Raw genomic sequence first — 12,911 nt, 5'->3', positions numbered from 1 at the left:
AGATTCAATCAACTTAAAAAGAACATCAAAAAAATGAAATTTTACATCATAAAAAATATAATCTTCCTTGCCCTTCTTACAATCCTTTTTAATGGTTGTACAGAGGCATATCCGTTAGTAACAAACAGATTTGAAGAAGTAATTATTGTAGAAGCCAATATAACCAATGAACTTAAAAAGCAAGAAATAAAACTTACCAAATCTGCAAAATTTGAAGATGAAAACTACCTGTCTGAAAGCGGAGCAAAAGTTTTCATTACTGATGATGCCGGCAATCAATATAATTTTAGTGAAGATTTAGATAAATATGTTTCTGACACGGAATTTCAGGCAGTTCCAAATACTAAATACCAGCTACATATTACCACTAAAGACGGTAGATCTTTTGAGTCATCGCCAGAAACTCTAACCACCATAAATCCTATACAAAGTGTAGTGGCTACGGTTGAAGAAAAAGATGGTGTAAATGGTGTTGCTATTCACGTAAACAGCTTTGATCCTACCGACTCATCAACTTATTACAGATACGAATACGAGGAAACCTACAAAGTTATTGCGCCAAAATGGAGACCTACAAAAATTGATTGGATCGTAAGCACGCAAACTCCTGTTTTCCTTCCAAATTCACCCAGCACTAAAACTTGTTATGGTTCTGGAAAAAATATAGAATTAATGCTACAAAGTACAAACAATCTAAAAGAAGATCGTGTAGACTATTTAATTCGATTTATTAACGACCAAGATTACATTATTACACACCGATATAGCATTTTGGTTAGACAATATATAGAAAGTCAAACAGCATACAATTATTACAATACATTGAAAAAAAGCGCTGCATCTGGAGGTACTATTGTTTCTCCTACTCAGCCAGGCTTTTTATTGGGAAATTTACGAGGTATTAATAATGACAGTAAAATATCTGGATATTTTGATGTTTGCTCTGTATCGACAGAACGAATTTATTTTAACTATGAAGACTTATTTCCAGGTAAATTTCCTCCACCTTATGTAGAAGAATGTAAAGAGTTTTGCTACTCAACAGATGAGTCTTTAGTTCCTGACCCTTGCACGAACTGGGGACATTACGCTACTGATTTATCATTAGGGAAAATAACCTATTATTCGGGAACAGGAACAGGTTTGACCTTTTGGGTAGATTCTCCATGTGGAGACTGTACAACAATTGCATCGAGTATTAAACCTCCATTTTGGGTGGATAATTAAAAATTCCCTTTTTACAATAAAACCAGAATCAGATTAAAAAGAATAGATTTAAGCCATGAAATTTCATTTAATAAAAAATACAATCCTTTTAGCATTTCTAGCAGTCCTTTTTAGTGGCTGTACAGAAACATATCCGCTTTTAACTAACACTTATGAAGAAATAATAGTAATTGAAGCAACATTAACAAACGAACTTAAAAACCAAGAAATTAAAATCACTAAAACTTCAAAATTTGAAGATACAGAAGTTGCCGTAGAAAGTGGCGCTAAAGTCGTTGTTAGAGACGACCAAGGAAACGAATATCTATTTGTAGAAAGTTCAGGAGTATATAAATCTCAGGTAGCTTTTCAAGCTCTTCCAGATGCTAAATACACATTAGAAGTCACTACTAAAGATGGGAAAATTTATCAGTCAAGTCCGCAAACCTTGACAAAGGTAAATCCAATCCAAAGTATTGTTCCTGCACTTGCAGTAAATAAAGACAATGAAACTGGTGTTCAAATTAATGTAAATAGCTACGACGCAACAAGATCTTCAAAATACTATAGATACGAATATGAAGAATCTTATAAGATTGTTGCGCCAAGATGGTCATCATTAAAAATTATTTCGACTAGCGCACAAACTGTTGCTTTAATTAATAACGATCCAAATACCAAAACATGTTATTCTACAAATAAGTCTACAGATATTATTTTAGCAAACACTAATGATCAAGCAGAAGATCGTGTAAACCTTCCAATACGATTTATTGAAGAAAACAATTACATTATTGGCCATCGATATAGCATTTTAGTAAAACAATATATAGAAAATATGGAAGCCTATACTTTCCACAAAACCATGAGAGACATTGCAAGCTCTGAAAGTATTTTGTCTCCAAAACAACCGGGATTAATTTCTGGAAACATAAGATGCATTAATGATTCGGCTACAAAAGTCATTGGTTTTTTTGATGTAGCGTCCTATTCTGAGCAAAGAATCTTTTTTAATTATAGTGACTTTTTCCCAAACAAACCAATTCCTTATTTTAATAATTGCGATGATATTACTTATAAATTTTGCTTTGGCGGAGAGGATTGCGAAGGAGAAACCATGATTTTTAATATAAATAGTAATTTAAACACCTATATAGGGAATAGTGGCATCATTTACACTATGGTCGACTCTGTATGCGGAGATTGCACATCATTTTCATCAAACATAAAACCTTCATTTTGGATAGACTAAAACATTTATTTTTATTGCTTGTATTAATTAATACACAATTTAGCAGAGCACAGCAAACAATTACTTTAGATGAAACGGTATACGTTCATTCTAATGCTACATCATTTGTTACAGGAGAAACTTTATTGTACAAAGTTTACTGCCTAAAATCGTCTGATAAAACGCCAAGCAACATAAGCAAAATAGCTTACGTAGAAATTGTTGACAACAACCACAAATCTGTTTTTAAAACTAAAATTGCACTCGAAAATGGAGTTGGACAAGGAGATTACTTTATTCCGACAACTGTAAAAACAGGTAATTACAAATTAGTTGGATATACCAACTGGATGCTAAACAAACCAATCTCAGAATTGTTCCAACTAGATATCAACATCATCAATCCGTATAAAACAGATGAGAAGACTAATGCCGAAAAAGTTTTAACTAGCAGCACAAAATCAAATGCTTCAGAAAATTTAAAAAACGACAACATAACTCTTAATTTGAATAAAAAATCGTTTACAAATCGAGAATTGGTTGATTTAAAAATTCAATCTTCTAATGCCGATTTCAAAAATGGAAATTATTCGCTTTCTGTTAGAAAATTAGACAACATTCCTTCTTCAGACAAAATTTCTGCGGTAGGTTTTGCTTCTAATCCATCTTATCCGATTGCGTTGGATACACAAAAACAAGATCAAAAATTAGTGTTGCCAGAACTTAGAGGAGAGATTATCGCTGGAACAATTTCAGCAAAAAATGGTACCGATAAGATTGCAAATATTTCTGTTGGATTGTCTATTCCTGGAAAATCTTTTGCTTTCAAAGTTGTAAAAACCGACATGTACGGTAACTTTATTTTCAATGTTGGACAAACATATTACACATCAAATATCATTTTGCAGATCATAGACGAAAAAGCAAGCGGTTATAACCTTGTTGTAAACAATAGTCCAGAAATAGATTACTCTAAATTATCATTCGAAAAAAACACGAGCCTATCTTATACCTTCAAAGAAAGTTTGCTAGAAAGATCTGTTTCTAGCCAAGTTGAAAATGCATATTTCTACAAAAAAGTAGACAATATAGAAAAAGCGCCTACAACAGATGCATTTTACTATCCGCTTGCAAAAGAATATGTTTTAGATGATTATACTCGTTTTAAAACTTTAAAGGAAACAATTACCGAGGTTGTTGTTGAAATTTACTCTAAACAGAAAGACAATAATCTTTATTTGCACGTAACCGACCCGAATGTTTTCCCGCAGCTTCCTGAATCTGCGCTTGTTCTTGTAGATGGAGAATATTTAGAAAATGTAAACGACTTGGCGCTATACAGCATGAAAAATGTCTACAAAGTCGAGCTTATTATAGGAAGATATTACATTGGGCCAAGATCTTTTAACGGATTAATTAGTTTTACAACTTTCAATAAAGATTTTAAAAACACTCAAACAGGAAGTTTTATAGCAAAACCAACTGTTTTGAGACCGCAGCCTAAAAAGATTTACAACAAAGTAAAATATGAAAGCGGTTCTGATAATGATAGAATTCCAGATTTTAGAAATCAATTGCTTTGGAATCCTAATGCTCAACTAAACAGTGATGCCGATACTTCATTCTATACTTCAGATTTATCTGGAACTTTTGAAATTAGATTGGAAGGTTTTACCAAAAATGGAATTCCAGTGTCTGTTACAGAAAATATTGAAGTTCAAAATACTGCTGTAAATTAAAATTTAGTTTTTTCAAAAAACATAACACTCACAAAACCTGCCCATTAAAGGCAGGTTTTTATTTTTTCCAAAATATTTTAAAAATATTTTTATTATATTGTAACTTTTTTGATACTCATTACGTATAACCATTTGTACACTTTAAAAATAGGGAGACAACAACATGAGACAACTTAAAATCACCAAGCAGGTAACTAATCGTGAAACTGCATCGTTAGATAAATATCTACAAGAAATTGGAAAAGTTGACCTAATTACCGCTGATGAAGAGGTAGAATTAGCACAAAGAATAAAGGCTGGTGATCAAAGAGCTTTAGAAAAACTAACAAAAGCCAACCTACGTTTCGTAGTATCTGTGGCTAAACAATATCAAAATCAAGGATTAACTCTTCCTGACTTAATTAATGAAGGAAACTTAGGTTTAATTAAAGCGGCTCAACGTTTTGATGAGACTCGTGGTTTCAAATTTATTTCTTACGCTGTATGGTGGATTCGTCAATCGATTCTTCAAGCTTTAGCAGAACAATCTCGTATTGTACGTTTACCATTAAATAAAATTGGTTCTATCAATAAAATCAACAAAATGTATGCTTTATTAGAGCAATCTAACGAGCGTCCACCTTCTGCTGAGGAAATTGCAAAAGAACTTGACATGACTGTAAACGACGTAAAAGAGTCTATGAAAAACTCTGGACGTCACCTATCTATGGATGCTCCTCTTGTTGAAGGAGAAGATTCTAACCTTTATGACGTATTACGTTCTGGCGAATCTCCAAATCCAGATAGAGAATTAATTCACGAATCTCTTCGTACTGAAATCGAACGTTCTTTAGAAACATTAACTCCAAGAGAAGCAGATGTTGTTCGTTTGTATTTTGGCCTTGGCGATCAGCACCCAATGACTCTTGAAGAAATTGGTGAAACTTTCGACCTAACTCGTGAGCGTGTTCGTCAGATTAAAGAAAAAGCAATCCGTAGATTGAAACACACTTCTAGAAGTAAAATCCTTAAAACTTATTTAGGATAAGACAATATTTGTTTCAGTTTTAAAGTTTCAGGTTGCTTTTGTAACTTGAAACATAAAACTTGAAACCTTTGTACCGCAAACAACAGTTTGATTGACTGTTCGTTTTTTGATTGATGATTGAAACTCCGGCTGATTACCGGAGTTTTTTATTTTTATCATTTAGCTGTAAGTTTTTTTTTAACGCAAAGAACACAAAGTTTTTTCGCAAAGTTCACAAAGATTTTATTTAAGCATCTCAAGCAAGACAAAGCTCACAAAGCTTTGTGAACTTTGTCTTCTCAAATAATTTCAAACAGAAACTTTGTGAACTTTGCGAAAAAACTTTGCGCTCTTTGCGTAATTCTTAGCGAACTTTGCGGTTAAACTTTATCTTTGCAATAAAACAACACACAATGAAAAATACACTTATTGCTCCTTCAGTTCTTGCTGCCGATTTTGGCAATTTACAGCATGATGCAGAAATGATTAATAACAGTCAGGCTGATTGGTTTCATATCGATATTATGGATGGGGTTTTTGTTCCGAATATCTCTTTCGGAATGCCCGTTTTAGAAGCAATTTCAAAACATGCAAAAAAGTATATTGATGTACATTTAATGATTATTGATCCAGATCGTTACATAAAAACTTTTGCCTATTTAGGAGCAAATGGGCTTACTGTACATTATGAAGCTTGCACACACTTACACAGAACACTGCAAGCAATTAAAGCAGAAGGAATGAGGGCTGGTGTTGCCATGAATCCGCATACCAATGTTGACTTATTAGAAGACGTTATTAATGACATCGACGTAGTTTGCATTATGAGTGTAAATCCTGGATTTGGAGGACAATCATTTATCGAAAACACTTACGACAAAGTAAAGAAGCTAAAAGCACTTATTACTCGTAAAAACGCTTCAACATTAATCGAAATTGACGGCGGTGTAACCAGCAAAAACGCAAAACAATTAGTCGAAGCTGGAGCAGATGTTTTAGTGGCCGGAAGCTTTGTTTTTAAAGCTGAAAACCCAACAGAAACCATAGCAGATTTAAAAAGTCTTACTGCTTTTTAAATTTTCAAAAATAAAAAAGAAGAGTCTGAAAATTATTTTTCGGACTCTTCTTTTTTATTACTAAAACCTACTTAGGTTCAATCCAATAAGGATTTGCTTTAAGTTTTTCTACAACATATTGGATAACTTTCTGAGCTTTCAAACTATTTCCAGAGCTATCTAATGGTGGCGAAATAACAGCAATTCCAAATTTTCCAGGACATACAGCCAATATTCCTCCTCCAACTCCACTTTTTGCTGGAAGTCCCGAATTAAACAACCAAATTCCAGAATTATCATAAAGGCCTGCAGTTGCCATTACAGGTAAAGTATACATTACAGTTGTCTGATTAACCACCTTATTCTTTGTAACAGGATTAACGCCTCCATTTGCCAATGTGGCCGCCATTGTAGCGAGATCCTTTACATTTACGTTCAATGCACATTGTTTCGTATAAAGATCTGTTGCTTGTACTGGATCAAAATATATTCTGTTATAAGCCAATAACAAATGTGCAATAGCTTGATTTCGTAAATTATCCCCAGCTTCACTTATATAAACAGGACGATTTAGAGAAAGCTCTCTTCCAGCAAAGTCACTCTGAATTTTCTGGATTTCTTTCCATTTTGCTATAGAATCATTACCACGAATAAGGCTCGTAGTTGCAATAGCTCCAGGATTTACAAGAGGATTAATTTTATCACCTTTATGCATTTCTATCGCAACAATAGAATTAAATGGTAATCCTGTGGCATTTACGCCTATTTTGTCTTCTAAAAACTGTGATCCTTCTTGCTCAATTACTTTTGCCATAGTAAATACTTTCGAGATACTTTGAATTGAAACCATTGACGTTATATCGCCTTTTGTATATATGGCTCCCTCTGCAGTAACAAGCGCAATACCAAAAATATTAGGATCAACATTGGCTAGTTCTTTAATATAATCAGCATTTTTTCCTTCTTTTACATCTTTAAATTTATTAAAGGCATCGTTAAGAGTATTTTGTATATTTTGTTTATTCAGTATTGTTTGGCTATAACCGTGGTTTATGATAAAAGCAATCATTAAACCAGCAAAAATCAATTGCTTGTTCATTTTAAAAAAAGGCATTCTTATTTCTATTCTAGATTAATTTATAGGTAAACAGTATTTAATTAAAAATCCTTACTGCTTTTTAAGTTTTTAAGATTTGGGAAGAAATCAATTCCAGTCATTTTTTCTAAAGTTTCGATTGGAACAACAAAATCGTAAATTGATTTATCACTTTTTTCGTTTGGCACTAAGAAAGCAATTGCCTTATGCTCTGTTCCAGATTTAGCTAAAACAATTTTATAAAAGTATTCAGGAACAGCAACTTTCTCTATTCCTATTTTTTTATCCGAATCCTTCAGAATTCCGCCAGTTACAACATAAATATCATTATATTTTCCTGCCCAATAGCGCGTTTTTTGCTCTATTCTATTCCAAATTCCGGCATTAAATTCTTTCTTTTGAGGTGAAATATTCGAAGTATAAAAAGTATCATTATAAGCATCTTTACTAAACTCCATGTCTCCAGCGGGGCAAAGATGTCCTTTATCATAACCAGAATTTTTATAGTTTCTCCAATCTGCAGAACCAGTAGTTACTTTTGGATCTTCAATAAAATAAGGTCTTTTATAATCGTTATTTTTTAAATATTCCTTTTTTAATTCATAAGCCACCCATTCTGCCTGTTCAAACTTTTCATTATAAGAAAGCGTATAATATTGATGCTTTACAATCTGTTTCGTTGTCGAAGTTGGCAAATAAGCTACGGTATAAGAATCATTGCTCGTAGAATTTCCCTTAAAAGAAATCACATCATTACTTTCGTTTTCTTCTCTTATATTTTCTTTCTCTACATTCTCCTTCTTGCAAGACAACAGCACGAAACTCATTAAAAACACATAAAGCAACTTTTTCATAAATAAAAATATTAAGCGATAAACGTACAAAAAAAACGCTCCATAAATTCAAAATTTACAGAGCGTTTTTTAACAAATTAAATTCTTCTCGAACTTAAGACTTCACTAGTTTGTCCTTTTTCATTTTAGGATTAACTGTATTTTTCACCAAACCTTTTGTCTGCAAATCATCTAGTACATTTAATGCTTCTTCTACATAAACATCTTTAGATAAAGCTTGATGCCATGCATCTCTTTTCTCTTTTAAAGATGCATCAGCTTTCATTTCATCTTCTTCATACGGAAGCGATTTAAAGATCAAATCGTTTTTGTAATCAGAAATTGGTTTGTATTTTTTTCCTTCGTTTTCAACTTGCTCTTGAGTTTCTTTAAAACTCTTAATATTCAAGCTGTAAACATTCTCTTTGTTTTTAACATCAATCCATTTTGCATTATCATCAATTAATTTAAACTGAGGATTTTGAGCAATTCTGTTTTTACTGTTATTGATAGCTTTAGCAAAATTCTCATTAGAATTCCAAGTGCTATAATCTGCTGGATCAATTTTGTCCCAAGGCATTGCATTGTCAATATCTCTCTCACCCATTTTTAAGTAAGCATAACGATCTGGCATTACAACATCACTATGAACTCCTTCAAGCTGGGTAGATCCTCCATTTATTCTGTAAAACTTCTGTCCGGTAATTTTCAATGCACCAAGATCTCCATAATTTGCATTACGCACAAACTGATTTAAATCTAATACATTTTGAACCGTTCCTTTACCGTATGTTTGTTTACTTCCGATAATTACACCACGTTTGTAATCCTGAATTGCAGCTGCTAAAATTTCAGATGCAGAAGCAGAAAAACTGTTTACCATGATAACAAGTGGTCCATCCCACTCGATTTTTTTATCTTTATCGTATAAAACTTCTTTCTTTTTACCTGCAGATTTTACTTGAACAATTGGTCCTTCTTCAATAAATAAACCTGCAATATCAACCACAGTAGAAAGAGATCCTCCACCATCATCACGAACGTCTAAAACAATACCATTGATGTTTTCTTTCTTTAGTCTCTCTACTTCTTTAGCAATATCTTTTCCTGCATCACGTCCGTCTTTGTTTTCAAAATCAATATAAAACTTAGGAAGATAAATTACTCCATATTTTAAACCGTTTTTCTCAACAACACTAGACTTCGCATACGTTTCTTCAATTTCAACAACATCACGAATGATAGAAATCACTTTGATAGAACCATCAACTTTTTTAACTGTCAGTTTTACTTCGGTTCCTTTGTGACCTTTAATTTTTTTCACAACATCATCCAAACGCATTCCAACAACATCTACAGGCTCCTCATTTCCTTGAGCAACTTTTAAGATTAAATCTCCTGCTTCAAGTTGTTTTCCTTTCCAAGCTGGACCTCCAGAAATTAATTCATCAATTTGAGTAAAATCATTTTTCTTGGTCAAACGAGCTCCAATACCTTCTAATTTTCCACTGATATTTACATCAAAACGATCTTTTTCTTCTGGTGCAAAATAGCTTGTGTGCGGATCAAAACGAGCCATGATAGAGTTCAAATACACAGAAAACCAGTAGTCTCTATTTAAATCTTTAATTACACTAAAATTATCATCTAGAGATTTTAAAGAGCTTTCGCGAGTTTCTTTTTCTAAAGTTTCAAAAGATTTCTCTTTGTAAGCAGGATCTTTTTTCTTCTTCTCTTCTTCAATTTTTTGTTTTGTTACTAAAGAAGAAAGAGTCGATAATTTAATCTGTTTTCTCCATCTTTCATTAATCTCTGTTAAGTTTTTTGCATACGGCATTTTTTCATAATCCGCATCAAAATTCTCATCTACATTATAGTTAAATGGCTGACTTAAAATCGTTTTGTAACGTTTTTTACTTTCTTCCATACGCTTCATTAACCTTGTATAAGTAAGGTTGAAAAAAGTAATATCTTTATTCAAAAACTGATCATCCAACATTAATTCATACTGTTTGAATTCGTCAATATCAGACTGAAGGAAAAATCTTTTTGAAGGGTCTAAAGCATCAATATAATCCTTGAAAATACCTTTAGAAAATTCGTCATTTATTTCTGCTGGGCTATAATGTCCTTTTTCAATAACAAATGCTAGTAATTCTAAAAGTGTCTTGTCTCTGTTCGGATCTGGGTCGATTGTCCTATCGGCATTCATCTTAAATGCAAACAATGTAAGCGATAAGCACAATACGGCTATGAGTATCTTATAATTTCTTTTCATAAACTTTATAATAGCATTCATCAATTTTTTTATCTAAGTTACGTTAAAAACTATGCCACGAGAGCTAACGCTTCGATAATTTTTTGTTAAAGATATAAAAATGTTTAATTCGTAAAAAAGTTCTTTACCTTAGTTGACAAATTTTGCACTATTTGTGACTTCTCACAAATAATTGTGATTATTTTTGTTTTTAAAATCTTACAATTGTTAAAACTACACATAATATTTATTAAATGAAAGCTGAGAAACCAATTATTTTGGTAACTAACGACGATGGTATTTTAGCTCCTGGAATTAGAGCCTTAATTAGCGTCATGGAAACAATCGGAGACGTTATTGTTGTTGCGCCAGACAAACCTCAAAGTGCCATGGGACACGCAATCACAGTCAACAATACTTTGTTTATAGATAAAATTTCAAAAGACGATGACACAATTGCAGAATACAGCTGTTCTGGAACTCCTGTAGATTGTGTAAAATTGGCAGTAAATGAAATCTTGAAACGTAAACCTGACTTATGCGTTTCGGGAATAAACCATGGATCGAATTCTTCTATCAATGTCATTTATTCTGGAACTATGAGCGCTGCTGTAGAAGCAGGAATTGAAGGCATTCAGGCAATTGGTTTTTCTCTTTTAGATTTTGATTGGAACGCCGATTTTGAACCAATCAAATCTTTTGTGAAAAAAATTACTTTAGAAACTCTGGCCAATAAACTTCCTCCAGGAGTGGTTTTAAATGTCAATTTTCCGAAACTAAAAGAATCTGAAATTAAAGGAATAAAAGTTTGTCGTCAAGCGAAAGCCTACTACGCGCAAAAATTTGATAAAAGACAAACTCCTTTTGGAAAAGATTATTACTGGCTTGCCGGAAAATTTGTAAACGAAGATAAAGGCGAAGACACAGACGAATGGGCTTTGGCAAACGGATATATTTCTGTTGTTCCAGTACAATTTGATTTGACAGCACATCATTCTATTCAGCAACTTAACACTTGGAAATTAAATGACTAAAGAAGTGCTAATCGGTTTTTTGATCGGAATTTTTACGGCTCTTTTGGGAAGCTATTTGTTTATTACTTTTTTCACAACATTTGATATTTCGTCAGGAATTGAGATCATTAGAGAACATGGATATCTTGGAAAAATAATCACTCTTGGAACACTTTTAGATCTTGCCGTATTTGCTATTCTGCTAAAAAGAAATAAAGAATATATGGCTCGAGGTGTAATTTTAGCCGTGATTGCACTGGCTATTTCGACATTAGTTATTTAAATCTTATCTTTGCTTTGTTACCGCTATTGCGGATTTACAACTTTAGCACATTTACAAAAAAACCAACATGAAGTATTACATAATTGCAGGAGAAGCCTCTGGAGATTTACATGGTTCTAATTTAATGAAAGCATTATATGTTGAAGACCCTGAAGCAGAAATTAGATTTTGGGGCGGAGATTTAATGCAAAAAGTAGGCGGAACTCTAGTAAAACACTATCGCGATTTGGCTTTTATGGGTTTTATTGAAGTGGTTTTCAATTTAAAAACCATATTAAACAATATCAAAATCTGTAAAAAAGATATCTTGGAGTTTCAGCCAGATGTTATTATTTTTATTGATTATCCTGGTTTTAATATGCGAATTGCAAAATGGGCAAAAGAATTAGGCTATAAAACGCATTATTATATTTCTCCTCAAATTTGGGCTTGGAAAGAAAACAGAATTAAAGCCATCAAACAAGATGTTGATAAGATGTTTGTGATTTTGCCTTTTGAAAAAAGCTTTTACGAAGACAAACATCATTTTCCGGTAGATTTTGTTGGACATCCGCTTATTGATGCCATTCAGAATCAGCCTGCTTTTGATGAAGCTTTATTTAGAAAAGAAAATAATTTAGGCGAAAAACCAATTATTGCCGTTCTACCGGGAAGCCGTAAGCAGGAAATCACCAAAATGTTGAGCGTAATGCTAAGTGTTGTTGATGATTTTCAGGATTACGAATTTGTAATTGCTGGCGCTCCAAGTCAGGAATATGAATTTTATCAGCAGTTTCTAAAAAACAAAAACATCGCATTTGTTTCGAACAGAACCTACGATTTACTTCGTTCTTCAACTGCAGCTTTAGTAACTTCTGGAACTGCAACTCTTGAAACGGCTCTTTTTAAAGTTCCAGAAGTAGTTTGCTATAAAGGAAGCGAAGTTTCGTACCAGATTGCAAAACGTATTATCACTTTAAAATACATTTCTCTTGTCAATTTAATTATGGATCAAGAAGTTGTAACCGAATTAATTCAAGGAGACTGCAATAAAAAACGAATTAAAGAAGAACTTCAAAAATTATTAGAACCTGACTATCGCAATAAAGTGCTACATAATTACGATATATTAGAACAAAAATTAGGCGGAGTTGGAGCGAGTAAAAATACAGCAAGACTCATTGTTGCCGATTTAAAACAAAATAAGTAACTG

Annotated in this window: 11 protein-coding genes; 8 read left to right on the top strand and 3 right to left on the bottom strand. The window is 32.7% G+C overall.

What is annotated here, in order from left to right; genetic code table 11:
* The first annotated feature begins 33 nt into the window (after nt 1-33).
* From AC1Q5Z_RS11725 to rpe, 5 genes are all read left to right on the top strand, one after another.
* Nucleotides 34-1,227, top strand: a complete 1,194-nt coding sequence (locus tag AC1Q5Z_RS11725) for a DUF4249 domain-containing protein (RefSeq protein ID WP_198854681.1) — start codon at nt 34-36, stop codon at nt 1,225-1,227.
* A gap of 55 nt (nt 1,228-1,282) precedes the next feature.
* Nucleotides 1,283-2,458 (top strand): DUF4249 domain-containing protein, encoded by a 1,176-nt coding sequence (locus AC1Q5Z_RS11720; RefSeq protein ID WP_492444945.1) that lies wholly within the window; start codon nt 1,283-1,285, stop codon nt 2,456-2,458.
* Nucleotides 2,446-4,176, top strand: coding sequence for a hypothetical protein (locus AC1Q5Z_RS11715; RefSeq protein WP_198854683.1), 1,731 nt, complete (start codon nt 2,446-2,448; stop codon nt 4,174-4,176). Before AC1Q5Z_RS11720 ends, AC1Q5Z_RS11715 begins: the two co-directional genes overlap by 13 nt.
* 163 nt (nt 4,177-4,339) lie before the next feature.
* Nucleotides 4,340-5,203: a sigma-70 family RNA polymerase sigma factor gene (locus AC1Q5Z_RS11710; protein WP_007804760.1), complete on the top strand. Its 864-nt coding sequence runs from the start codon at nt 4,340-4,342 to the stop codon at nt 5,201-5,203.
* 392 nt (nt 5,204-5,595) lie between these two features.
* The gene (rpe, locus tag AC1Q5Z_RS11705; RefSeq protein WP_492444939.1) at nt 5,596-6,258 is read left to right on the top strand and encodes a ribulose-phosphate 3-epimerase; all 663 of its coding nucleotides are present in this window, start codon (nt 5,596-5,598) and stop codon (nt 6,256-6,258) included.
* 67 nt (nt 6,259-6,325) lie between these two features.
* Here the strand turns inward: rpe and glsA are convergent, their stop codons facing one another.
* The 3 genes from glsA to AC1Q5Z_RS11690 all read right to left on the bottom strand — a co-directional run bounded on the left by glsA (nt 6,326) and on the right by AC1Q5Z_RS11690 (nt 10,465).
* Entirely contained in the window at nt 6,326-7,336 is a 1,011-nt protein-coding gene (gene glsA / locus AC1Q5Z_RS11700) for a glutaminase A (protein ID WP_492444938.1), read from the bottom strand.
* A gap of 59 nt (nt 7,337-7,395) precedes the next feature.
* Nucleotides 7,396-8,187 carry a DNA/RNA non-specific endonuclease gene (locus tag AC1Q5Z_RS11695; RefSeq protein ID WP_343588713.1) on the bottom strand — a complete coding sequence of 264 codons (792 nt, stop codon included), beginning with the start codon at nt 8,185-8,187 and terminating at the stop codon, nt 7,396-7,398.
* 94 nt (nt 8,188-8,281) lie between these two features.
* Nucleotides 8,282-10,465 carry a carboxy terminal-processing peptidase gene (locus tag AC1Q5Z_RS11690; protein ID WP_198854687.1) on the bottom strand — a complete coding sequence of 728 codons (2,184 nt, stop codon included), beginning with the start codon at nt 10,463-10,465 and terminating at the stop codon, nt 8,282-8,284.
* 212 nt (nt 10,466-10,677) lie between these two features.
* On the opposite strand from AC1Q5Z_RS11690, the gene surE reads away from it, so the two are divergent.
* The 3 genes from surE (at nt 10,678) to lpxB (ending at nt 12,908) form a co-directional block, all read left to right on the top strand.
* The gene (gene surE / locus AC1Q5Z_RS11685; RefSeq protein WP_492444935.1) at nt 10,678-11,457 is read left to right on the top strand and encodes a 5'/3'-nucleotidase SurE; all 780 of its coding nucleotides are present in this window, start codon (nt 10,678-10,680) and stop codon (nt 11,455-11,457) included.
* Nucleotides 11,450-11,719 carry a hypothetical protein gene (locus AC1Q5Z_RS11680; RefSeq protein WP_198854689.1) on the top strand — a complete coding sequence of 90 codons (270 nt, stop codon included), beginning with the start codon at nt 11,450-11,452 and terminating at the stop codon, nt 11,717-11,719. The genes surE and AC1Q5Z_RS11680 overlap by 8 nt, the downstream gene beginning before the upstream one ends.
* 67 nt (nt 11,720-11,786) lie before the next feature.
* Nucleotides 11,787-12,908 carry a lipid-A-disaccharide synthase gene (gene lpxB / locus AC1Q5Z_RS11675; RefSeq protein WP_198854690.1) on the top strand — a complete coding sequence of 374 codons (1,122 nt, stop codon included), beginning with the start codon at nt 11,787-11,789 and terminating at the stop codon, nt 12,906-12,908.
* The last annotated feature ends 3 nt before the right edge of the window (nt 12,909-12,911 follow it).

The sequence above is a fragment of the Flavobacterium sp. GW823-FHT06G12 genome, assembly GCF_058794775.1.
The sequence above is the reverse complement of the archived record's forward strand: the minus strand, read 5'-3'. Positions and strand labels throughout refer to the sequence as shown.

Excerpts from the sequence above, each read along its gene's own strand:
- AC1Q5Z_RS11725 (WP_198854681.1), top strand. The coding sequence starts at position 34 with ATGAAATTTTACATCATAAAAAATATAATCTTCCTTGCCCTTCTTACA.
- AC1Q5Z_RS11720 (WP_492444945.1), top strand. The coding sequence starts at position 1,283 with ATGAAATTTCATTTAATAAAAAATACAATCCTTTTAGCATTTCTAGCA.
- AC1Q5Z_RS11710 (WP_007804760.1), top strand. The coding sequence starts at position 4,340 with ATGAGACAACTTAAAATCACCAAGCAGGTAACTAATCGTGAAACTGCA.
- rpe (WP_492444939.1), top strand. The coding sequence starts at position 5,596 with ATGAAAAATACACTTATTGCTCCTTCAGTTCTTGCTGCCGATTTTGGC.
- glsA (WP_492444938.1), bottom strand. The coding sequence starts at position 7,336 with ATGAACAAGCAATTGATTTTTGCTGGTTTAATGATTGCTTTTATCATA.
- AC1Q5Z_RS11695 (WP_343588713.1), bottom strand. The coding sequence starts at position 8,187 with ATGAAAAAGTTGCTTTATGTGTTTTTAATGAGTTTCGTGCTGTTGTCT.
- AC1Q5Z_RS11690 (WP_198854687.1), bottom strand. The coding sequence starts at position 10,465 with ATGAATGCTATTATAAAGTTTATGAAAAGAAATTATAAGATACTCATA.
- surE (WP_492444935.1), top strand. The coding sequence starts at position 10,678 with ATGAAAGCTGAGAAACCAATTATTTTGGTAACTAACGACGATGGTATT.
- AC1Q5Z_RS11680 (WP_198854689.1), top strand. The coding sequence starts at position 11,450 with ATGACTAAAGAAGTGCTAATCGGTTTTTTGATCGGAATTTTTACGGCT.
- lpxB (WP_198854690.1), top strand. The coding sequence starts at position 11,787 with ATGAAGTATTACATAATTGCAGGAGAAGCCTCTGGAGATTTACATGGT.